The sequence below is a fragment of the Paracoccus sp. S1E-3 genome (assembly GCF_013868135.1).
In the GTDB taxonomy this organism is placed as follows: domain Bacteria; phylum Pseudomonadota; class Alphaproteobacteria; order Rhodobacterales; family Rhodobacteraceae; genus Paracoccus.
This window is the reverse complement of record NZ_JACEMU010000009.1, coordinates 40,887-61,599: the sequence shown is the minus strand read 5'-3', so window position 1 is coordinate 61,599 and position 20,713 is coordinate 40,887. Positions and strand designations below refer to the sequence as shown.

Below are 20,713 nucleotides of genomic sequence, written 5' to 3'. Positions count from 1 at the left end.
GGTTGCCGCCCTCGACCTGCCCTAATCAGGTCAACCTTAGCGGAGATCGACCATGACTGTTTACCAATCTATTCCTTCTGCTGGCGTTCTGGAAGCCTTTGCTCCGGGCTTCACGCATACCTCGGTGACGCGGCGCTTTGGCGTGATGCAGCGGGCGCTTGGGGCGTGGATCGAGGCTGAGCGGGATCTGGAGCATTCCGGCAGCTGGGATCCGGCCTGCGATCACTGGCTGCGCGATGCCGAAGCCGCCCGGGCGGCAGTCGGGGCGGCGCTGGATGCGCTCTGCGATACCCCTGCCGAACGGCTGGAGGACCGGCCGCTGTTGCGGATTGCGCGCATCACCCGGGCGCTGGCGCTCAGCGAGGATGGCGCGGAATTCGCCCAGCTCTATGCGCGGGTGACGGCGCCCGGGGCACTGCTGCGCTGTCCGGGGCGGCATCCGCTGGCACTGCGGGTGAACCTGATGCTGTCCGAGGCGCGGCGCGCGCTGGCGCAGCTGGCCGCCTTGCCCGACCATGCGCTGGTGATCGACAGCAATTGCGTCGAGATCATGCCCGAGGATGTTGCGGTCGCAGAGACCGGTTTCACTGTGGCTTCCGGCGCGTATCCGCAAACGATGCAGGCCGCGCCCGGCGTGTAGCGCCCGACCTGCGGCATCCTGAACCCGCGCGGCCCGGACAAGAGTTCGGCCCGCCGGGTTCTGGTCAGCACAGCACTGACTCGGCGGATTTTTCCCGCACTGCCTTGGCGCGCGCCGTGCCGCCACACTGCCACCCTTCCCAGGTTTCCCGCCTCGGGCTGCACATCTGCAGCCCTGCGCCCCCCATGCATCCCGCCTCACGGGAGGATCCCTCATGCCTTCAACACACCCAACGCCCGTCTTCCACGGCCCGGTCCATGCGCATTGGCGCGAGATGGCTGCCGCGAAGGGCTTCGACCTCATCGCCCGCATCAACGACCGCTATCACCTGCACCTGCGCTGCCGGACCTGCGGCGGCGGCTTTACGGCCAAGCTGTTCACGCTGATGCGCCACCAGCCGCTCTGCCCGCATTGTCTGGCCGCGCGGCGCAGCGCGGTGGCCGCGACGGCGGGCGTCACCTTCCTTGGCCCCGATCCGGATCGGCGCGGCTATGGCCGGTTCCGCGCCCCCTGCAGCCATGTTCTGGCGCGGCAGTTCGAGCTGATCGAACGGGTCGCCAAGGGTGCGACCGGACTGCGCTGCGAGACCTGCCATGCGCACCGCGAAGCCAGCGAGGCGCGGCGCTTTGGCTGGGAACGGCTTGGGTATTGCCCCTCGGGGCGGCCGAACTACCGGCTCTATCGCCACTCTTGCGGCCATGTGCAGCGGATCGCGCAGGCCAATATGCTCTGGGGCCAATGCGATTGCGCTGGCTGCGGACGAGGCTGGAACGCCAAGCCGAGCTTTCTTTATCTCTTCCGCATCTTTCTGCCGGCGACGACGAATCGTCCGGCCCGGCACTATCTGAAGCTCGGTTACAGCGCCCATCCGGTCAAGCGCCACCGCCATCAGCTGGGCCTGCCGCGCGACGCGCAGGTCGAGGTGCTGCGGGTGCTGGCGATGGCGTCGGGCCATCTCGCCTGCGCGGCGGAACAGGCCGCGCATCGCCGCCTGACCCGCGCCCATCCCGAGGCGGTGGTGCCCGCCGCCGAACTCGCAGGCACGATGAATGTGGTGCGCGAGATCTATCGCCCGGCCCTGCTGCCGGTGCTCGAGGCCGAACTCGACCGCATTGCGGCTGAGGCCGACGCAAAGTCAGGCTGAGAAGAGCCGACGACCAGGCTGCTGCCTCTGCATCACGATCCGAACGGCAGCGCCAGCGGCCACGGCCTCCACGGCACCAGCCCGCCCGTCTCCACTCCTCAAACATCATCCGCACCGCCCCTTGCGGCGCGGCCCGTCCTCTCATGCTCTGGAATCGCCCATGACCCAGCACCAGCCCGCCCCGAAGAAAGCCGTCCGTCCCACGCAACCCGGCTGGAGCTATCTCGCCCATAAACTGCTGCAGCGGCTGCAGGATCACGAGGATCTGCCGGAATCCGATGCGGATGCGACCGATGACCCGGCCCGCATGCCAAATCCCACGCCCCCGGCTCTGACCAGCCGGACGCTGCTGATGGGCCTGCGCCTTGCCGCCAGCTTCGGCAGCCAGACCGCCGTCAATGCCGCGATCACGCCGAACGCCATCACGCTGCTGCGCGGCGTCACCGCAGAAGACTGGCCCGCGCTGCACTATATCCTTCCCTGCCTTCTGCCCGCGATCTGGCAGATCCGCGAGCAAAAGTCTTTGGACAGCTTTCCGACCCGTCGCCTGCCGCCGCGCTGCCTGCGGCTGATCCCCATCGGCAGCGGGGATCGCCCGGCCGATCTGACGCGGCTGCTGATGATCGGTCTGGACAGCGCAGCCCCCTTGCTGATCGTGCTGGCCGGCGGCGCCCTGCCCGAGCCCCAACTGCAGGACCGCATGCAGGTCATCGACTTCGCGCCCGTCGACGCGCAGGTCCTGCAGGCACTGCTGGCCCGCACCCATCCGGCGGCCAAATCCCGCGACATCGCCGCGCTGCATATCGCCATGAACGGGTTTCACCCCGGCATGGCCGATCTGCTGATCGCGCTGCGCGGCGCCACGGTCGGCGATGTCGCCCGCAATCTCGCCGCCCTGCGCGCGGCGCAAAAACTGGACCAATATGACCAGCCCAACCTCGACGCCATCAGCGGCGACAGCCCGGCGCTGAGCGCTGCCCGCGCCATGGTCGCCGATCTGCAGCTCTGGCGCACGGGCGAACTCGGTTGGAACGAGTTGACCCGGACCGCGCTGTTTCACGGCCCGCCCGGCACCGGCAAAAGCTGGCTTGCGCAGGCCATGGCACGATCTGCGGGTTTTGCCACCGTCCCGGCCAGTTTCAGCGAATGGCAGGCCGCGGGCCATCTGGGCGATATGCTGAAGGCCATGCGCGAGAGTTTCGCCGAGGCCCGCCGCCGCGCCCCCGCCATGCTGATCCTCGACGAGTTCGACGCCGTCGGCACCCGCACCGATCGCGGCCCGCATCAGAATTACCGCGTCATGGTGGTCAATGCGTTTCTGGCGCTGATGGACGGGATCGCACGCGACGAGGGCGTCGTCGTGGTCGCGACCTGCAATCACCCCGAGTTGATCGATCCGGCCGTGCTGCGCCCGGGCCGCTTCGACCTGCGTCTGGCCGTGCCGCTGCCCGATGCCGCAGCGCTGGCGGGCGTGCTGCGCCGACATCTGACCCTGCCGGAGCCCGAGATCCGCGCGCTGGCGCAACAGGCCGTCGGGCACAGCATGGCCGATTTGGACGCAACGCTGCGCGACTTGCGCGGTCAAGCCCGCCGGGCCGGACGTCGGGTGACGGCAGAGGATCTGCACGCGGCCTTTGGCGCCGATGATGACCCCATGATGACGCGACGCATCGCCATCCACGAATGCGGCCACGCGCTGGTGACGGCGGCGCTCGGCCATGGCCAGATCCAGCACATCGCGCTGGACCGCGCTGGCGGCCAGACCCGCATCCGCCGCGCCCCGCGCGCCGGCCTGATTGCCGATCACAGCGATCTGCTGGCCGAACTCATGGCCGGCCGCGCCGCCGAACGACTGATCTTTGGCACGGTCACCTCGGGCGCCGGCGGCCCCGACGACTCCGATCTGGCGCTGGCCACTCGCGTCGCGCTGGCCATCGAGACCCGCTTCGGCCTCGGCGCCGAGGGCCCGCTCTGGCTCGGCGAGACTGCCGACTGGCTGCATGATCCCGAGACCCGCCAACGCCTGCGTGCCCGCATCGAAGCCGCCGAGGCGCAGGCCCTGCAGATCCTCACCCCCTATCGCGTTCTGCTCGAGGACATGGCCCAGACCCTCGCCACCCGCCGCGAACTCTCGGGCAACGACGCCGCCAAATGGCTCGATCAGATTGAGACCGTTGCCGCAGCGCCCGAGCCGGAATGCGCGCAATCACCATCCGAAGCTTCTCAGCTTCCGGCCTGCCGAACAGGCTGAAGAATGCCGCCCAGGCAGTGGCCACGCCCCGACCACCGCAGCGATAAAGGCTCCAGAACCCCTGGGAGGCTCGGCTTTCTTCCACATCATGCCCCCCAACCGCGAGGCGCCCCATGCCCAAACCCCGGCCCCAAACCCCGCGCAAGATCTTCACCACCGCCCTCGCCGACTGGCAGCGCGCCTGGACCGCCCACGCCCATCACGACCGCCGTGCCGCCAGCGCCGGGTTCGCCACCGCAACCGGCCGCGCCCACTTCACCGCTATGGCCGACCTCTCGACACGCATCGCCGACATCGAGGGCAGGATCGCCCAGACCACGGCAAACAACCGCGCCGAACTCCACATCAAGATCACCCTCCTCTCCCTAGATGGACAGATCAGGCCTGAGTTCCAGAGCAGTATTCTGGAGGACGCCATGCGGATGATCGCGGAGGCAAAAGCGTGATACTGCTTACCTCACTCCTCAATCAACAGATTGCGCAGGCTGATGATGGCGGCGGCAATGTCGCGGGCACCGGTTTCAATCGGGTCGGCCCCCGGATTCCGTGGCGCGTTGCTGGTCCGCAGCCAGGGCAGCAGCGGCTCGACCGCCTCGCGCGTCTCGTCCCTACGCTGGAACTGCATGGCACCGAGCGCACGGGCGGCAAGGATCTCGGGGCAAAGCAGATGATGCTGGGCGCAGAGATGGAAAGGGTCGATGTCGCAGAGAAAGGCCAGCGCTGCGAGTTCCTGCGGGCTGAACCGGATGGCGGCATCGGGGATGGGCGGCTGGATCAGCGCATCGGGTTTTTGCGCCGCGTTGATGGCATTTGCTGCGGCGAGCCTGCGTTTGCCCAGCCCCGTTGGATCACGGCGCAGGCCATGCGCGCCCGCCCCGTCGAGCCGATCCATGCCTTCGGTATAATCCCGCATCTCGCCGGGCCGCGCGGACATGATCGCCGCCGCCGCTCGGCGCGCCTTGGCCAGCAGGTCCAGCAATTCGATGCGCTGCAGAATTTCTCCGGCCATCACCGCGCGATCCACATGCGTCCCGCAGGCCGCGACAGCGCGGGCTGTCTGGCGCTGCCGCAAGCCTCCGCAATTGCCGCCAATGCGGCTGCCCTCACCGGCGATGACGAGCCGATGCTTGCGTCCCTCATCGGCCTGCGCACGAACGAACTCGCGCAGCGCGGGCTGGTCCTCGGCATCATCGGGACGATCAACTGCAATCTCGTCGGCGGCCCGCCCGACACGGGAGTGATCGGCCAAAGCCAAAAGATGCGGCGCATTTTGCGCGAGGCAATCAAAAGGCGACGCGTATCCGCTCTTAAGTGCCTTGCTTTGCGCGAAGATCGCCTCGATTGCCGGGATCAGCGCAAAGGCCCAAAGCTGCAGCGCTTCCCGCAGGGCCAGTTCAACCGGGGCCAACGCCCGCCTGCCGCGCGGGATGTGCTGCAAAGGAAGGTGAACCAGCACCGTCAGCGCATAGCCCAATTCGCGGAACTGCCTGCGCTGCCAGGGGTCCATGAAGGGATCGAGTTCGGGATCATCCGGCGAGAGCGAAAGCACCTGACGGAGCGGCCGCGCCTGGAATCGTTGACGGATCAGGGCTGGCACAGACGTCCATTCCACACCGAACCGCGCCGGGTCCAGAAACAGCAGCACCGGTTGCAGATCGGCAAAGGCGGAATCCGGTGCGCGCTCTTCGGCTATCCTCTCACGGCAGAGCCTTTCGAACTGCCGGGACCAATCCTCCATCGCAATACCTTAAAATCGATCAAAAACAACAAGTTGCAAAACAGGGATTTGTTTCCCAAAAAGACTGTCGGTTTCAGGGCAGGTCGATGGCAAGCCAATACCATCGAGCCCTGTCGCCATGCCAAAGCCGCCTCGCCCTGCACATCATACGCCGCAAAAGCGGATATCGCGGCACGACCAGCTTGATGGGGCATTGCCGAGGACGCAACCGCTTTCCGATTCCGGACGCGAGCAGAAGGAGCTGCTGCACCACTTCATTCGGGAGTTGGCGCGAGATGCGGCGCGCCGTGACCACAGCGCGACCGATGAATGATCGCCTGCACATCAGGAGATGTTTCCGTGACCCAACCCCCGCTGCGCGTTGCGATTTACGCGCGCTTTTCGACGGACAAACAGCGCGATGCCTCGATCGAGGATCAGGTCGACTCCTGCCGGGAGCTGGCGGCTCGGGAAGGCTGGGAGGTTGTCGCCACCTACCACGACCGTGCCACCTCGGGCGCCAGCATGTTCCGCCCCGGGATCGAGGCGCTGCAACGTGACGCCAAGGCGGGCCGGTTCGAGATTGTCCTGGCCGAAGCCATGGACCGGCTATCGCGCAAGCTCGCTGATATTGCCAAGTTCCACGAGCGGATGGACCATCAGGGCATCGAGATCCACACGCTGACCGAAGGCAAGGTCGATGCCATGCTGATCGGCATGAAGGGGACGATGAACCAGATCCTGCTTCGCGACATCGGCATCAAGACCCATCGCGGCCAGAAGGGCCGGGTCAGGGCCGGCAAGCTGGCGGGCGGCAATGCCTATGGCTACGACGTGCTGCCCGGGATCTCGGTGAACGGCAAGCTTGAGCACGGCGATCGCGCCGTCAACCGCATCGAGGCGGAGGTGGTGCGCCGGATCTTTGAGGATTACGCGCAAGGCATTTCGGCCGGCAAGATCGCCGAAGCGCTGAATCTCGAGAAGATCCCTGGCCCGCGCGGCGGCTTCTGGGGCACCTCGACGATCCTCGGCAATCGCGAACGTGGAACCGGCATCCTGAACAACGAACTGTATGTCGGGCGCCTGGTCTGGAACCGGCTGCATTACAGCAAGGATCCTGATACCGGCAAACGGAACTCGCGGCAGAACTCCGAGGACCGGGTGACCTCGGTCGCCGTGCCGCACCTGCGGATCATCGACGACGCGCTTTGGGATCAGGTGAAGGCGCGGCAGCGGGCGATGAAGACCAAGAACTCCGATGTCCCGATCTGGGACCGGCGGCGGCCGAAGTTCTTGTTTTCAGGGCTGATGACCTGCGGATGCTGCGGCGGCGGGTTTTCGAAAGTGTCCAAGGGTGGTTTCGGCTGCTCGACCGCGCGGAAGAAGGGCGCCGCCGCCTGCACTAACATGGCCGTCATCAAGCAGAAGGATCTGGAAGGCCGCGTTCTGAGCGCCCTCGAACATCATCTGATGGACGAAGAAGCGGTCCGCATCTTCTGCGAGGAATATGCCGCCGAGCGGAACCGGCTGCAGGCGACCCGCGCCGCAGGGCAGGCCGAACTGAAGAGAGAACTGAAGCAGGTCTCGACCGATCACAAGAAGCTGGTCGACGCGATTATCGCCGGGGTTCCCGCGGAACAGGTCAAGGACCGAATGATAGAACTGGATGCCCGCCGGAAGGACCTGGAGCGCCAGCTCTCGACCTCCCCTGCCCCGGAACCAGACCATCCTCGTGCAGAATGCGCTCGGCAACTCGGGCTTGGCCGATGGCCACTCGAGAAAGCAGCCCAGCCAAAGCATTTTCGTCTTCGATCCTCCAGGTAGACCCAGTCCATAGCTCACCCTCTCGGATCGGCGTCAGCGCAATTGCCATGGTGGTCAGTCATCTCGTTTAGGGCGGAGTACCGCCGAAAGGATATCGACATCTCGAATATTGAGGGGTGTTCCTGGTCCAATGATCATGCCGCGGAGGATGGGCCGCAACCATCTGAGTTGCAACTACCGGAGTGAGCCTCGATCCATTCGCAACCAAAAGGCAAACACATAGCTAATATCCCAGCGCACTGGTCCAGTTCGCCCAACCCCTTGGTCTTCTGGCCCGGAACGCTCATCCCCGCCCCAGTTCCACCTTCCGCCTGTATTCCGGTCCCCTGCTCGTGGTCCGACTTGATAGTGGCGCGGGTCTACGCCTGTGTCGTCGGGCAAGGAGGCATGATGGATGGTCAAGAGACTGAAACTGAATGAGAAAACCCTGCGCGAGGCGGAGCCGAAGCCCGGCGTTAGCTATCAGATCTTCGACACGGAGGTGATTGGCTTCGCCGCCCGTGTACAGGCCTCGGGCGCGCGGACCTTCACCATCGACTACCGGCATTCCGGTCGACAGCGGCGGATGACCATCGGGCGCTGGCCTGAGTGGAGCGTCACGGCCGCGCGCGAGCGCGCCAAGGAACTGCGCCGCGCCATTGACGAGGGGCAGGATCCTCTGGCGGCGCGCGACGATTGGCGCGGGGCCCCGCGCGTCACGGACATGATCGACCGCTACATCGCCGAGCATCTGCCGAAACTGGCCAAGACCAATGCGGGCGATCAGGTGTCGATGCTGAAGAAGATGGTAGAACCCACCTGGGGCAACCGGCTGGTGACGGAGATCACGAAGTCCGACGTCGCGAAGTTCCTCGATTTCGTGGCCGAGGGGCGGCCCCGTCCCTGCAAGGCAAAACCCAACAACCGGGCCCGCAAGCTGCAGGGGCACAAGCCCACCCCGATCCGCGCCAACCGCATGGGCGAGGTGCTGCGCAAGATGTTCACGCTGGCGATGGAGTGGGAATGGCGGACGGACAACCCCGCGCAGGGGTTGCCTTGTCGATTCTTATGTTCTGCTCAACCACGAATCTACGCATCCTGAAGGCGAACGATCAACCAGAATCCTGCACTGGCGCACCAGAACAAAAAAAGAACTTGTGGATATCATCCAGAACCGTCGGAACCCGACCGGAATGGTCCATTCCGGCAATTCCGGTCCCTGCGAAACCGGCGAAACCGCCTCAGCGCCGCCCAATCAGCCCCAAGCTGTCGGAGCGGTGTCGACGAAGCGCGGATCGTCGCCAGGAACCGGCGCGAGGGATACCCCACGAAGACTGCCGTAACGCGTGTCGTGTCGCGCGCCAGCCGCCGAAGCACCAATAAAATAAGGGGTGGAATTGGATGGCAGCGGCCAGTTCCACCTTCCGCCTGTCTTCCGGTCCTCGCGCTCTGCTTCGCTGAAACCGCCCCAGCAGAGGGGCGCAAGGCGAACGGAACAGCCCATGAAAGACATGCAAGATGACCCGGTGGAAGAGATCCCCGACCTGCTGGCCGACTGGATCAGCCGGGAGCAGTTGGCCCGCGCGCTGGGCCTGACGACCGACACGCTATCCCGGTGGGAAGCCCGCCGTCAGGGGCCGCCATGCACACGCATAGGTCGAAAGACCTTCTATAGCCGTGCCGCCATACAGGAGTGGATCAGGGCGCAGGAACAGGCCCATCCGGTGCGCAAGACGCGGGGGCGGTCATGAAGATCCACCCCCGCAGTTCCGCCTGGCCCGCCGACCGCGTGGCCGAGGCCCGTGCCGTCATCGCCGATGTCGCGCATCACAGCGATCTCCTCATCCGGCTCGCATGCAATGTGCTCGTCCAGCACGGCGAGACGTCGGCCGAGCGAACAGAGGCGCAGCGCCTGCTGGTGGTGGTTGACGCGCGGCGGCCGGTACGGCGCGCCCAGCGCGAGGATCAGGGGAGGGCCGCGCGATGAAGCGCCGCGGCACCCCCGAGGCCGATCTGCAGCGCGCGGTCGTTCAAGCGCTGCGCATAGCCCTGCCCCGCTCGGCCATCATCCACCACTGCGCCAACGAGGTGACCGAGGCCGGGCCCCGCGGAGCCAAGCGCCAGGCGATCCTTGTCGGCATGGGCGTCCATGCCGGGTTCGCCGATCTGATGGTCATCTGCGACGGCCGTGTCCTGTTCCTCGAGCTGAAAGCGCCGAAAGGGCGGCTGCGGCCGGAGCAGGAATCATTCCGCGATGCTGTTCTGGCTCAGGGCTTCGGCTGGGCGCTGGTGCGCAGTCTCGACGACGCGCTGGGCGCGCTGGCGGATCACGGCTTCACAACGCGCATCGCGCCCGCCCCGCGGAGGCCCGCGCCATGAGCCACGAGGCCACCAACTGGGCCATAAAGCAGCGCGGGTTGAAGCCCACGACCAAGATCGTGCTCTGGCACCTCTGTGACCGGTTCAACCCTGATTTCGGCTGCTTCCCCTCGCAGGATCGGCTGGCGCATGACTGCGAAATCAGCCGGTCCACGCTGAACGACCACCTTGGCCAGCTTGAGGCGGTGGGCCTGCTGCGGCGTGTTCCGCGGCTCGATCCCGTGACCAAGCGCCAGCTGCCGACACGCTACATCCTGGGGTTCGAGCCGGGCTTCACACCTGTAGCTGTGGTGCCGTGTCCGGAAATCGGACACGGGGAATGCCCCGATGCGAAAATCGCCGACATGGCAGAGGGTTCGCCCCTGGACGGCGCGTTCGATGCCTTGCCGTGTCCAGATTTCGGCCACGGAATCGATGCGGAAGCCGTGTCCGATTTTCCGGCTGACCCGTGTCCGGAAAATGCTGAAAGCCGTGTCCGGATTTCGGACACTAACCTTGTAAGGGAACCTCTAAGTAAACCAGTAAAGGAGGAGGAGGGCGCGCAGGCGCGCGAAGGCGTACCCGATGAGGTTTTCGGGGACCTGCTCGGCGCGCTGGGCCTCGACCCCGACGCCCTGCCCGGCTGGTGGCAAGGCTGGCCGCCCCGGCTGCACGTCCAGCGCTGGCGTGACGAGCTGGGGCTGACCGAGGCGGAGATCATCGCCGCGGCCGAGGCCTCCCGCGATGAGCATCCCGAACCGCCCGATGGGCCGAAGGCGCTGGACCGGGCGATGCAGCGTGCTGCCCAGCGCAAGGTCGAGGATACGGCCCGGAAACGGCGCAAGCCCAAGGTGGCCCCTGCTCCGGCCACCAAGCCGATCACCGACCTGCCCGCCTTCTACGCCGATCTGGTCAACTCCGACCGCTACCTGCCGGTCAGCGCGATCAGCAACACGATGCGCGATGCCATGCTGGCCCGGGGGCTGGTGACAGCCGAACGCCTGCGCGAGCGCGGGGTGCGGTGAATGGCATGGTGCTTCGTCCCCGGCACGGATTGTCCCTCTGCGCTGGCGGCGGAGGCCTTGATCTGGGCCTCATGCTCGCCGAACCCGGCTATCACACCCGCGCCTTCGTCGAATGGGAGGACTGGCCCCGCGCCGTCCTCATTGCCGCCCAGCGCGCAGGCTACTTCGCCCCGGCCCCGATCTGGACCGACCTGCGCAGCTTCGACGCCCGCCCTTTCCGCGGCGCCTTCGACACGGTGCTGGCTGGATATCCCTGCCAGCCCTTCAGCGCGGCCGGAAAGCGCGGCGGCGCCGACGATCCCCGCCATCTCTGGCCTGATGTCGCCCGCGTCATCTTTGAGCTCCGCCCCGAATGGGTCTTCCTCGAAAACGTCGCCGGTCACGTCACTCTCGGCCTTGAAACCGTCCTGCGAGAGCTTTGGGGATTGGGCTATTCGCCTGCGGCGGGCCTGTTCTCGGCGGCAGAGGTCGGCGCGCCGCATGAGCGGCTGCGCATCTTCATCCTGGCCCACACCAATGAGCCTGCATCCCGGCACCGGCCGCTACAACCCGGCCGGGAACAGCGAATTCGCTGTCGCGGACCTTCGGTTCACGCGGAAGGCGGAGGCGCTGGCACTGTGCATCGCGAAGGCCCTGCCGAACCATTGGCCGACCCCGGCAGCACAGAACTGGAAGGGCAGTTCGGAGGCCAGCGTCACCCGCAGCGACGGCAAATCCCGGATGGATCTGCTGCACTACCGGGCGGAGCAGGGCTTCACCCCCCCGGCCCCGGCGACCTCGCCCGATGGGCCGCGGTCCTTGCCGCACGCCCCGATCTCGCGCCCGCTCTGGGCTTCGATGATTGCCTCGCATGGGCGCGCCGTCTCGCGGCGGATCCTGAAGGGCCGGTCGCGGCGGCGGCTGAACCCGCTCTTCGTCGGATGGCTGATGGGCTGGCCCATCGGGCACGCGCTGTGCGCCTGCTCGGCAACGGAGTTCACCCTCTGGCAGCAGCACATGCGTGGCGCTCTCTCGCAGCTGCCCATGGCCTCGGGCCCGTGGATCTGGCGGCCGACGGATGCAGCCCAGCGCCCGGCGCAGATGGATTTCCTTGAAGGATTGCAGCGATGAGTTTCCACGGCCGCGTCAGAGGCACCAGGATCAAGCGCGCGCTGGGCGTGCAGGCGGCGCTGGAATGGGCGTTCCGGATCGAACAGGCGCAGCTGGAACTGCCCCTGCCCCCGGACGTCACCGAGGAAGGGTTCGGCTTCGGCCTGGAATACGTCCTGCTGCAGCGCGCCGTGCTCGGCTGCAAGATCGACGGCGGCCAGCACAAGATCGGCGGCTACACCCACGAGGACGCCGAGGTGATCGCCGCCACCGTCGCCGGGATCCCCGACATCCTCGGCGGCAAACGCATGGCGATCCGCGTCGCCGAACTGGCCCGCGCAGGTCTGACCCCCGACTGGATGCCGGGCGCCATCCCGCGCTGCGTGCCGACCATCGTCAAGCAGAACCAGCATGGGACGCATGCGGGCGCCATCGTCGTCGGCACCGAGCGCATCCGCGTGCGTGGCGCGGGTGCCCGAGCGACATGGAAGACCATCGACATCCTGGCCTGCCCGGTCACCTTCTCGCCCCACCCGCAGCAGATCGACGCTGCCCGTCGCGGCTATGACGACTGGTGGCAGGCGCTGGGCTGGGTCCGGCAGGGGCTAATCGCAGGCGGGATGCTGCGCGAGGTCGAGGTGACAGGGGCGATGCCGAAGGCAAAGCCGTGGGAAAGAACCCCGCCAAGCCGCTGTTAGCGGCTGGATTTCGCCCTCCGGCTGAAATACCGTCTGGAAAAGGCTTACCGGGGGGCAGATTTCACAATGGCATCAATCGACAATGGCTCCGACCTCGGCATTGAAGCCGCCCTTTTCAAAGCCGCCGACAAGCTGCGCGGCAACATGGAGCCGTCGGATTACAAGCACGTCGCCCTCGGCCTGATCTTCCTCAAGCACATCTCGGACGGGTTCGAGCTGAAGCGCCAGGCGCTGCTGGCCGAATACCCCGAGGGCGCCGAGGACCCCGACGAATACCTGGCCGACAACATCTTCTGGGTGCCGCAGGAGGCGCGCTGGTCGCATCTGCAGGCCAGCGCGAAGCAGCCCACCATCGGCCGCCTGATCGACGAGGCGATGATTGCCATCGAGAAGGTCAATCCGTCCCTCAAGGGCGTCCTGCCCAAGGACTATGGCCGCCCCGCGCTCAACGCCGTCATGCTGGGCGAGCTGATCGACCTGATCTCGGGCATCGCACTTGGCGAGGGCAAGGACAAGGCGCGCGATCTGCTGGGCCGGGTCTACGAATATTTCCTCGGCCAGTTCGCGGGCAGCGAGGGCAAGCGCGGCGGCGAGTTCTACACCCCCCGCTCGGTCGTCCGCACCATGGTCGCGATGCTGGAACCCTACAAGGGCCGCGTCTACGACCCCTGCTGCGGATCGGGTGGCATGTTCGTGCAGTCGGAGAAGTTCGTCGAAGCCCACGGCGGCCGTCTGGGCGACATCGCCATCTACGGACAGGAGTCGAACTACACCACCTGGCGGCTGTGCAAGATGAACCTTGCCGTGCGCGGGATCGACGCCGACATCCGCTGGAACTCGGAAGGCACCTTCCACAAGAACGAACTGCCCGACCTGCGCGCCGATGTGATCCTGGCCAACCCGCCCTTCAACATCTCGGACTGGGGCGGTGAGCGACTGCGCGAGGATGCGCGCTGGAAATACGGCATCCCGCCCGCGGGCAACGCCAACTTCGCCTGGCTGCAGCACATCCTGCATCACCTGTCGCCCACCGGCACGGCGGGGGTGGTGCTGGCCAATGGGTCCATGTCCTCCACCCAGTCGGGCGAGGGCGAGATCCGCCGCGCGATGATCGAGGGCGAGGTGGTCGATTGCATGATCGCCCTGCCGGGGCAGCTGTTCTATTCCACCCAGATCCCGGCCTGCCTGTGGTTTCTGGCGAAGGACAAGTCGAACGGCATCGCGCGGGACCGATCCTTGCGCGACCGGCGCGGCGAGGTGCTGTTCATCGACGCCCGCAAGCTGGGCCACATGGCGGATCGCACACGCCGCGAGTTCTCCGATGCCGATATCGCCCGCATCGCCGACACTTACCACGCCTGGCGTCTGGGCGAGGGCTATGCCGATGTGCCCGGTTTCTGCAAGGCGGCGAGCCTCGAGGAGATCCGGTCCCACGGCCATGTCCTGACCCCGGGCCGCTATGTCGGCGCCGAGGCAGCGGAGGAGGACGAGACGCCCTTTGCCGACCGTTTCGCGGCTTTGCAGGAGCAATTGGAGGCGCAGTTCGCCGAGGCGGAGGAACTGACGGGGACCATCCGGGCGCGGCTGGCGGGGGTTAGGTTCGAATGAACTCGTTCACGACTCGCAAGATTGGCACCCTTGGGCGTGTTGTGACCGGAAAGACTCCGAGCACTGCAAACGACGATTACTTCGGCGGTCCTTATCCATTTATCACAATTCCTGATCTCGATGGTCGTGTAGTAATTGATTCGTCGGCTCGAACACTGTCCCAAACAGGCGCAGGCGCAATCAAGTCGTCATTGCTGCCCGCTGGATCCGTGATGATGTCGTGCATCGCGACAGTTGGGAAGTGCGGGATTACGGCTCGCACAAGCTTTACCAATCAACAGATCAACAGCGTAATCCCAAACGAAGATGTCGATGCCCAATTTCTTTACTACGCTTTTCGGGAGATCGGTCATGTGCTGGAACGATCCGGAGGTGGTGGATCGGTCTACACCAATGTGTCGAAAAGCAGATTCTCCGACATTGAGCTGCTCGTGCCACCCCTCCCCGAACAACGCGCGATTGCTGCCACCCTCGGGGCGCTGGATGACAAGATCGAGCTGAACCGGAAGATGAACGCCACGCTGGAATCCATGGCGCGGGCGCTGTTCCGCGACTGGTTCGTCGATTTCGGCCCCACCCGCGCCAAGATGGAAGGCCGCGAACCCTACCTCTCCCCCGACCTCTGGTCCCTCTTCCCCGACCGCCTGGACGCCGAGGGCAAGCCGGAGGGGTGGGAGGTTTCAACCATCGGCGACTTTATCGAACTGCTGGACCACAAGCGCGTGCCTTTGTCTTCTCAGGAGCGCGCTAAGCGGCAGGGGCCGTATCCCTATCATGGGGCAACGTCTGTGATGGATCACATCGACAGTTACCTCTTCGATGAACGGCTCCTGCTGCTTGGTGAGGACGGATCAGTGGCAAAGGAAGACGGTCGGCCTTTCACACAGTATGTCTGGGGCAAGCTATGGGTAAACAACCATGCACACGTGATCAAAGGGCGCAACATGAGCGTCGAGCAACTCAAGTTGTTCTTTGACCAGATAGACATCCGACCCTTCGTGACCGGCGCTGTGCAGCCAAAGTTGAATCAAGCGAACCTCCGGCGAGTGCCATATCTTCGCGCCAGCGATGCAATTCATTCGGCCTTCGATGCCACCATCGCTCCACTTTATGATCTGGTAAGGCAACTGAATGAGGAATCCCGCACCCTCGCCCAGACCCGCGACCTCCTGCTGCCGCGCCTGATGTCGGGGGAGTTGCGGGTGGCCGAGAACGAGCGCCTCGTTGGCGAGGTGGCATGATGAGCGAGGCAGTTGCCGCCTTGGTGGGTGCCATTGTGGGTTCGGGGATCGTCGTTGTTCGCGAATGGCTGGCCAGTTCGGCCGACAGTCGCAAGCGTGCGAAATACCTCGCCGTGCGCGTCGTGATCACGCTGGACAGGTTCGTTGACCAGTGCGCGGTCGTTTCGCTCGACGACGGGTATCTTGAAGGGAACCGCGACGAAGCAACGGCGACCACCGAAGCGCCCTCGCCCATCAGCTTTCCCGATGATGTGGACTGGCGCAGTATCGATCACCAACTGGCCTATGATCTTCTCTCGCTCGACAACAAACTACACGACGCCCAGCAGGCGATCAATGCGGCGGCCGACTACGCGTCGCCCCCGGACTACGACGCATATTACGAAACGAGGCGCTACAGGTATGCCCTTCTCGGGTTGGAAGCCGCAAGACTCGCCCGCATCCTTCGGGATACGCATGATCTTCCCAGAAGAACCTTCGGCGAATGGAACCCCGAAAGCAAACTGGAGGAGACACGCAAAGAGATCGAAGCGGAACGGGAAAAGGACAAAGCGCTTTCGTCCGAGCTACTTTGAAAAGCCGCGTGCCAAGCCATACACTAACAAATTCGCCCACCTTTGAGATCAAACAGAATGAGCGCAGCCGAGATCGATCTGACCAACCTGAAACGCGCCATCGTCATGCGGCTCGACCGCGAGGCGAAAGAGCATTCCAGGGGCCACCAGAAGAGTTACGCAAACCGCTATTCGATGCGACCCTCCGACGGCGCCCTGATAGAGTTGATGTTCGAGAAGGGCGAGAAGTCCCCTGCCAATCTGTGGGTCAAAGAGGATTTCGTGCGGGACCTTCTGGATGGCAGCATCCCGTTCACGATTTCCCCCGCATCGAAGCTGTACCAAACCGTCGGCAAGACCGGCGAGAAGCAGTACGGACGTCACTCGGCGCTAGAGGACATGATGCAGCTTGGGAGGGCGGACCTGGTCTGTTTCGCCCTGCGGAGCATGGCGGACCTGGACCGGATTCTGGCTGTGCTGGCGCGGGTTACGAGACCGGTGCGCGCATGATAACCTTGACCGAAGTCGAAGCCGCCCCGCTCGATGACGCTGAATGGCAGGGGGATGTCTGCCTGACTGGTGCCGTTTCGGGCCTGAGTGATTTCAAACCTGAGCGGGATGTCGGGTCGGAACAGATGGCGGAGGCGGTACGATGACCTGCCCGTGCATCACGCCGCTGCGTTGCGTTTTTCGCAACTGGACTCTTGACCTGGTGGAGAAAATGTCCACTTATGCCTTCATATCTCCCTCGGCGCTTCGGTGCCGGGGCGCGCGGCGGCCCCAGTGGCCGCTGCTGCTTTTTTGGGGGTTCGCATGAGAACCCATGTCTATGTCGACGGTTACAACCTCTACTTTGGTTGCCTCAAGAAGACTCCGCACAAGTGGTTGAATCTGCACGCGCTTTGTAGCGCGCTGATGCCGCAGAACGACATCCGTGCCATCCGCTATTTCACCGCGCAGGTCAGCGGCACCCCGCATGATCCCGACCAGCCGACCCGCCAGCAGACCTATTTCCGGGCCCTGCGTACCCTGCCGCAGGTCAGCATCCACCTCGGCCATTTCCTGACCCACGAGGTCAGCATGCCCGACGCCGCCGACTGGCAGCGCGGAAGATACACCCCGCGGCGGGTGATGAAGACCGAGGAGAAGGGCTCGGACGTCAACATCGCCACGCATCTGTTGATCGACGCCTTCGATGATGCGTTCGACGTGGCAGTGATCGTCAGCAACGACAGTGACCTGAAGGAACCTATCTCGGTGGTTCGCAACCGGTTCGGCAAGACTATCGGGATTCTCAACCCCCAAGCCAAGGTCAGCCGCGCCCTGCAACCGTTGGCGCATTTCATCAAGCCGATCCGGCCAGGCGCCTTGGCGAACGCGCAGTTTCCGGCCGTGATGCAAGACGCCACGGGCCAGTTTCACAAACCGGGGCGTTGGTAGGGAATCGGAATGGCAACATTGACCGAAGCCGAAGTTGAAGCCGTCCTGCTCGATCAGCTCGGAGAGCTGGGTTACGCTCTCCTGAACGACGCGGTCTCCGGCCCTGATGGCAGCGCACCCGAGCGGGCGGCGTATTCCGACACCATCCTGGCTGCGCGACTGCGGGATGCGATGGCCCGGCTGAACCCCCACATCCCCGAGGACGCGCGCGAGGATGCCCTTCGGCGGATGGTGGCCAGCGACCGACCCTCGCTGATTGAGGAGAACCGCCGCCTTCACCGCTTCATGGTCGAAGGTGTGCCGGTCGAATACCGGACAGACGATGGCACGATCCGCGGCGATGCGGTGCGGCTGGTGGACCCGGAGGACGGGCTGAACGACTGGCTGGCCATCGCGCAGTTTACGGTCATCGAGAACGGCAACAACCGCCGCCCCGACGTGGTGGTGTTCCTGAACGGGCTGCCACTGGGCGTGATCGAGGTGAAGAAGCCGGGGGCCGAGACAGCGACACTCAGTGCGGCCTTCAACCAGCTGCAGACCTACAAGGCGCAGATCCCGTCACTGTTCCGGGCCAATGCGGTGCTGGTGACGACCGACGGTATCCAGGCCCGCATCGGCTCGCTGACTGCCGATCTGGAACGCTTCATGCCGTGGCGCACGACCGATGGCGCCGATGTGGCGCCCAAGGGCGCGCCGGAAATGCCGGTGCTGATCGAGGGGGTGTTCGAACGCGGGCGGCTGCTGTCGCTGATGCGCGACTTCACGGTCTTCGGCGACACGCCCGGCGGGATTGCCAAGATCATCGCGGGCTACCACCAGTTCCATGCCGTTAGGAAAGCCGTGACTAGCACGGTGGAGGCCAGCACGTCGGGAGGCGACCGCAAGGCAGGGGTAATCTGGCACACGCAAGGATCCGGCAAGAGCCTGCTCATGGCATTTTACGCAGGGCAATTGGTCCGCGACCCGGCGATGGAGAACCCGACCATCGTTGTCATCACCGACCGGAACGACCTGGACGACCAGCTGTTCGGCACATTCTCAATGTGCCGCGACCTGATCAGGCAGACGCCGGTGCAGGCTGAAAGCCGAGAGGATCTGCAAAAGGCGCTGTCCCGCGCCTCGGGCGGGGTGGTGTTCACGACGATCCAGAAGTTCGCACCGGAGAAGGGCGAGGCCTATCCGCGGCTGACGGATCGGCGGAACGTGGTGGTGATCGCCGACGAGGCGCACCGCAGCCAGTACGGGTTCAAGGCGCGGATCGAGAAGACCGGCGAGATCGCCTACGGTTTCGCCAAGCACCTGCGCGACGCGCTGCCGAATGCTTCCTTCATCGGATTCACCGGCACGCCGATCGAGCAGGACGATGTGAACACCCCGGCAGTGTTCGGCCACTACATCGACATCTACGACATCAGTCGTGCTGTCGAAGACGGGGCGACGGTGCCGATCTACTACGAAAGCCGCCTCGCGCGCATCGAGCTTTCCGAGGAGGAAAAGCCGAAGGTCGATGCCGAGATCGAGGACCTGACCGAGGACGAAGCAGTCAGCGAACAGGAACGGCTGAAGCGGAAGTGGTCCACGGTCGAGGCGCTTGTCGGGGCAGAGAAGCGGCTGCGCATGGTTGCCGAGAACCTCGTCGCCCATTTCGAGGCGCGCGTGCAGGCGATGGACGGCAAGGCCATGGTGGTCTGCATGAGCCGCCGCATCTGCGTCGACCTCTACAACCAGATTGTCGCCCTTCGGCCAGACTGGCATTCCGACGACGACAATGCTGGGCTGGTGAAGATCGTGATGACCGGATCAGCCTCGGACCCGGAAGCTTGGCAACCCCATATCGGCAGTAAGGCCCGGCGCGACTTGCTGGCCAAGCGGGCGAAGGATCCGAAAGACCCGCTTAAGCTGGTGATAGTGCGCGACATGTGGCTGACCGGCTTCGACAGCCCCTCGATGCACACGATGTACATCGACAAGCCGATGCGGGGCCACGGGCTGATGCAGGCGATTGCCCGCGTAAACCGCGTATTCCGCGACAAGCCCGCGGGGCTGATCGTCGACTATATCGGCATCGCCCAGAACCTGAAGTTCGCGCTGGGCCAGTATTCCAAGGCGGACCAGGAACAGGCGGGGATCGACGAAGCGGAAGCTGTCGCCGCACTGCTTGAGCGGTTGGATGTCGTGCGCTCCATGTTCCATGGTTTCGACTACTCGGCTGGATTGACCGGCACCCCGCACCAGCGGCTCGTCGCCCTGGCAGAGGCGTTGAACTGGATCCTCGCCGGGCAGGACGAAGCCGCCCAGCGCGAAACCGACAAGGAGGCGAAGAAGGCAGCGCACCGCCGATACCCGGACGCAGTGCTGGCGCTCTCCAAAGCATTCGCCCTTTGCTCCGCCAGCGATACGGCCCGCGATGTCCGCGACGAGGTGGGCTTCTTCCAGACCGTGCGAGCCGCGATGGTCAAGGCGGTCGACAGTTCAGGTACGTCGGCAGCCGACCGCGACCTCGCAATCCGCCAGATCGTCAATGCTGCCGTCGCCTCGACCGAGATCGTCGACATTCTGTCGGCGGCCGGGCTGTCATCGCCGGACATTTCCATCCTGTCGGATGAGTTCCTCGCCGAAGTCGGCCAGATGGAGAAGAAGAACCTCGCCCTGGAGGCACTGAGGAAACTGCTGAACGACGAAATCCGATCGCGCAGCAAGAGCAACGTAATCGAGACCCGGAAGTTCTCGGAGCGGCTTGAGGAAGCTATCGCCCGTTATCACACAAACGCCATCAGCACCGTTGAGGTTCTGCAGGAACTGATCGCGCTGGCCAAGGAAGTGCGCGAAGCGCGGAACCGCGGCGAAGAAACCGGGCTATCCGCCGAGGAAATCGCCTTCTATGACGCCCTTGCTGATAACCAGAGCGCGGTCGAAATCCTCGGTAATGATCAGCTTAAGATCATCGCCCATGAACTGCTCAAAGGGCTCAAGGCCAATGTCAGCATAGACTGGGCCCATCGAGACAGCGCTAGGGCAAGATTGCGAGTGCTCGTGAAGCGCATCTTGAGGAAGTATGGTTATCCGCCGGACCTCGAGGATGCCGCAGTGCGCGGTGTTCTGGCGCAGGCCGAGGCGATGCTGTCGAAAATGTCGGGGTCATAAA

At 64.9% G+C, this 20,713-nt stretch carries 20 protein-coding genes and 2 pseudogenes; 21 read left to right on the top strand and 1 reads right to left on the bottom strand.

Annotation, left to right across the window (positions count from 1 at the left end):
• The first annotated feature begins 52 nt into the window (after nucleotides 1–52).
• The 4 genes from H1S04_RS12480 (at nucleotide 53) to H1S04_RS12465 (ending at nucleotide 4,481) form a co-directional block, all read left to right on the top strand.
• Nucleotides 53–640 (top strand): hypothetical protein, encoded by a 588-nt coding sequence (locus H1S04_RS12480; protein ID WP_181745886.1) that lies wholly within the window; start codon nucleotides 53–55, stop codon nucleotides 638–640.
• 214 nt (nucleotides 641–854) lie between these two features.
• Nucleotides 855–1,784 carry a hypothetical protein gene (locus H1S04_RS12475; protein ID WP_181745885.1) on the top strand — a complete coding sequence of 310 codons (930 nt, stop codon included), beginning with the start codon at nucleotides 855–857 and terminating at the stop codon, nucleotides 1,782–1,784.
• A 160-nt stretch (nucleotides 1,785–1,944) separates the two neighbouring features.
• Nucleotides 1,945–4,035 (top strand): AAA family ATPase, encoded by a 2,091-nt coding sequence (locus H1S04_RS12470; protein ID WP_181745884.1) that lies wholly within the window; start codon nucleotides 1,945–1,947, stop codon nucleotides 4,033–4,035.
• A 113-nt stretch (nucleotides 4,036–4,148) separates the two neighbouring features.
• Complete coding sequence (locus H1S04_RS12465; RefSeq protein ID WP_114350159.1) at nucleotides 4,149–4,481, top strand: hypothetical protein; 333 nt, start codon at nucleotides 4,149–4,151, stop codon at nucleotides 4,479–4,481.
• An 11-nt stretch (nucleotides 4,482–4,492) separates the two neighbouring features.
• Here the strand turns inward: H1S04_RS12465 and H1S04_RS12460 are convergent, their stop codons facing one another.
• Nucleotides 4,493–5,044: a hypothetical protein gene (locus H1S04_RS12460; RefSeq protein WP_181745883.1), complete on the bottom strand. Its 552-nt coding sequence runs from the start codon at nucleotides 5,042–5,044 to the stop codon at nucleotides 4,493–4,495.
• Nucleotides 5,045–5,059: 15 nt separating this feature from the next.
• Between H1S04_RS12460 and H1S04_RS12455 the strand changes: the two genes are divergently transcribed.
• The 17 genes and pseudogenes from H1S04_RS12455 (at nucleotide 5,060) to H1S04_RS12380 (ending at nucleotide 20,712) form a co-directional block, all read left to right on the top strand.
• Nucleotides 5,060–5,959 (top strand): hypothetical protein, encoded by a 900-nt coding sequence (locus H1S04_RS12455; RefSeq protein ID WP_181745882.1) that lies wholly within the window; start codon nucleotides 5,060–5,062, stop codon nucleotides 5,957–5,959.
• A gap of 153 nt (nucleotides 5,960–6,112) precedes the next feature.
• The gene (locus H1S04_RS12450; protein ID WP_181745881.1) at nucleotides 6,113–7,576 is read left to right on the top strand and encodes a recombinase family protein; all 1,464 of its coding nucleotides are present in this window, start codon (nucleotides 6,113–6,115) and stop codon (nucleotides 7,574–7,576) included.
• 394 nt (nucleotides 7,577–7,970) lie between these two features.
• A pseudogene (locus tag H1S04_RS12445) lies at nucleotides 7,971–8,606 on the top strand (Arm DNA-binding domain-containing protein); the annotation flags it as partial.
• 451 nt (nucleotides 8,607–9,057) lie between these two features.
• Nucleotides 9,058–9,306, top strand: coding sequence for an AlpA family transcriptional regulator (locus H1S04_RS12440; RefSeq protein WP_181745880.1), 249 nt, complete (start codon nucleotides 9,058–9,060; stop codon nucleotides 9,304–9,306).
• Nucleotides 9,303–9,542, top strand: coding sequence for a hypothetical protein (locus H1S04_RS12435; RefSeq protein WP_181745879.1), 240 nt, complete (start codon nucleotides 9,303–9,305; stop codon nucleotides 9,540–9,542). Before H1S04_RS12440 ends, H1S04_RS12435 begins: the two co-directional genes overlap by 4 nt.
• Nucleotides 9,539–9,934 carry a VRR-NUC domain-containing protein gene (locus H1S04_RS12430; protein ID WP_181745878.1) on the top strand — a complete coding sequence of 132 codons (396 nt, stop codon included), beginning with the start codon at nucleotides 9,539–9,541 and terminating at the stop codon, nucleotides 9,932–9,934. The genes H1S04_RS12435 and H1S04_RS12430 overlap by 4 nt, the downstream gene beginning before the upstream one ends.
• A complete protein-coding gene (locus H1S04_RS12425; protein WP_181745877.1) occupies nucleotides 9,931–10,938 on the top strand; it encodes a helix-turn-helix domain-containing protein in 1,008 nt (335 codons plus the stop codon). The genes H1S04_RS12430 and H1S04_RS12425 overlap by 4 nt, the downstream gene beginning before the upstream one ends.
• A 5-nt stretch (nucleotides 10,939–10,943) precedes the next feature.
• Nucleotides 10,944–11,405, top strand: a pseudogene (locus H1S04_RS18760) (DNA cytosine methyltransferase); the annotation flags it as partial.
• A 49-nt stretch (nucleotides 11,406–11,454) separates the two neighbouring features.
• Nucleotides 11,455–12,048, top strand: a complete 594-nt coding sequence (locus tag H1S04_RS18755) for a hypothetical protein (protein WP_028720878.1) — start codon at nucleotides 11,455–11,457, stop codon at nucleotides 12,046–12,048.
• Entirely contained in the window at nucleotides 12,045–12,725 is a 681-nt protein-coding gene (locus H1S04_RS12415) for a hypothetical protein (protein ID WP_181745876.1), read from the top strand. Before H1S04_RS18755 ends, H1S04_RS12415 begins: the two co-directional genes overlap by 4 nt.
• Nucleotides 12,726–12,791: 66 nt before the next feature.
• Complete coding sequence (locus H1S04_RS12410; RefSeq protein WP_181745875.1) at nucleotides 12,792–14,333, top strand: class I SAM-dependent DNA methyltransferase; 1,542 nt, start codon at nucleotides 12,792–12,794, stop codon at nucleotides 14,331–14,333.
• Nucleotides 14,330–15,574, top strand: coding sequence for a restriction endonuclease subunit S (locus tag H1S04_RS12405; RefSeq protein ID WP_181745874.1), 1,245 nt, complete (start codon nucleotides 14,330–14,332; stop codon nucleotides 15,572–15,574). Before H1S04_RS12410 ends, H1S04_RS12405 begins: the two co-directional genes overlap by 4 nt.
• Nucleotides 15,574–16,149, top strand: a complete 576-nt coding sequence (locus H1S04_RS12400) for a hypothetical protein (RefSeq protein WP_181745873.1) — start codon at nucleotides 15,574–15,576, stop codon at nucleotides 16,147–16,149. The genes H1S04_RS12405 and H1S04_RS12400 overlap by 1 nt, the downstream gene beginning before the upstream one ends.
• 57 nt (nucleotides 16,150–16,206) lie before the next feature.
• Nucleotides 16,207–16,638: a hypothetical protein gene (locus tag H1S04_RS12395; RefSeq protein ID WP_181745872.1), complete on the top strand. Its 432-nt coding sequence runs from the start codon at nucleotides 16,207–16,209 to the stop codon at nucleotides 16,636–16,638.
• Between the two features lie 5 nt (nucleotides 16,639–16,643).
• Nucleotides 16,644–16,784 carry a hypothetical protein gene (locus H1S04_RS12390; protein WP_181745871.1) on the top strand — a complete coding sequence of 47 codons (141 nt, stop codon included), beginning with the start codon at nucleotides 16,644–16,646 and terminating at the stop codon, nucleotides 16,782–16,784.
• 157 nt (nucleotides 16,785–16,941) lie between these two features.
• Nucleotides 16,942–17,568 (top strand): NYN domain-containing protein, encoded by a 627-nt coding sequence (locus tag H1S04_RS12385; RefSeq protein WP_181745870.1) that lies wholly within the window; start codon nucleotides 16,942–16,944, stop codon nucleotides 17,566–17,568.
• Nucleotides 17,569–17,577: 9 nt separating this feature from the next.
• Entirely contained in the window at nucleotides 17,578–20,712 is a 3,135-nt protein-coding gene (locus tag H1S04_RS12380; protein ID WP_181745869.1) for a type I restriction endonuclease subunit R, read from the top strand.
• The last annotated feature ends 1 nt before the right edge of the window (nucleotide 20,713 follow it).

What these genes read in the sequence shown, in the direction of transcription:
- H1S04_RS12400 (WP_181745873.1), top strand. Translation starts at nt 15,574, where the DNA reads ATGAGCGAGGCAGTTGCCGCCTTGGTGGGTGCCATTGTGGGTTCGGGG.
- H1S04_RS12440 (WP_181745880.1), top strand. Translation starts at nt 9,058, where the DNA reads ATGAAAGACATGCAAGATGACCCGGTGGAAGAGATCCCCGACCTGCTG.
- H1S04_RS12380 (WP_181745869.1), top strand. Translation starts at nt 17,578, where the DNA reads ATGGCAACATTGACCGAAGCCGAAGTTGAAGCCGTCCTGCTCGATCAG.
- H1S04_RS12415 (WP_181745876.1), top strand. Translation starts at nt 12,045, where the DNA reads ATGAGTTTCCACGGCCGCGTCAGAGGCACCAGGATCAAGCGCGCGCTG.
- H1S04_RS12385 (WP_181745870.1), top strand. Translation starts at nt 16,942, where the DNA reads ATGAGAACCCATGTCTATGTCGACGGTTACAACCTCTACTTTGGTTGC.
- H1S04_RS12405 (WP_181745874.1), top strand. Translation starts at nt 14,330, where the DNA reads ATGAACTCGTTCACGACTCGCAAGATTGGCACCCTTGGGCGTGTTGTG.
- H1S04_RS12430 (WP_181745878.1), top strand. Translation starts at nt 9,539, where the DNA reads ATGAAGCGCCGCGGCACCCCCGAGGCCGATCTGCAGCGCGCGGTCGTT.
- H1S04_RS12480 (WP_181745886.1), top strand. Translation starts at nt 53, where the DNA reads ATGACTGTTTACCAATCTATTCCTTCTGCTGGCGTTCTGGAAGCCTTT.
- H1S04_RS18755 (WP_028720878.1), top strand. Translation starts at nt 11,455, where the DNA reads ATGAGCCTGCATCCCGGCACCGGCCGCTACAACCCGGCCGGGAACAGC.
- H1S04_RS12395 (WP_181745872.1), top strand. Translation starts at nt 16,207, where the DNA reads ATGAGCGCAGCCGAGATCGATCTGACCAACCTGAAACGCGCCATCGTC.
- H1S04_RS12410 (WP_181745875.1), top strand. Translation starts at nt 12,792, where the DNA reads ATGGCATCAATCGACAATGGCTCCGACCTCGGCATTGAAGCCGCCCTT.
- H1S04_RS12470 (WP_181745884.1), top strand. Translation starts at nt 1,945, where the DNA reads ATGACCCAGCACCAGCCCGCCCCGAAGAAAGCCGTCCGTCCCACGCAA.
- H1S04_RS12475 (WP_181745885.1), top strand. Translation starts at nt 855, where the DNA reads ATGCCTTCAACACACCCAACGCCCGTCTTCCACGGCCCGGTCCATGCG.
- H1S04_RS12460 (WP_181745883.1), bottom strand. Translation starts at nt 5,044, where the DNA reads ATGGCCGGAGAAATTCTGCAGCGCATCGAATTGCTGGACCTGCTGGCC.
- H1S04_RS12435 (WP_181745879.1), top strand. Translation starts at nt 9,303, where the DNA reads ATGAAGATCCACCCCCGCAGTTCCGCCTGGCCCGCCGACCGCGTGGCC.
- H1S04_RS12425 (WP_181745877.1), top strand. Translation starts at nt 9,931, where the DNA reads ATGAGCCACGAGGCCACCAACTGGGCCATAAAGCAGCGCGGGTTGAAG.
- H1S04_RS12465 (WP_114350159.1), top strand. Translation starts at nt 4,149, where the DNA reads ATGCCCAAACCCCGGCCCCAAACCCCGCGCAAGATCTTCACCACCGCC.
- H1S04_RS12455 (WP_181745882.1), top strand. Translation starts at nt 5,060, where the DNA reads ATGCGTCCCGCAGGCCGCGACAGCGCGGGCTGTCTGGCGCTGCCGCAA.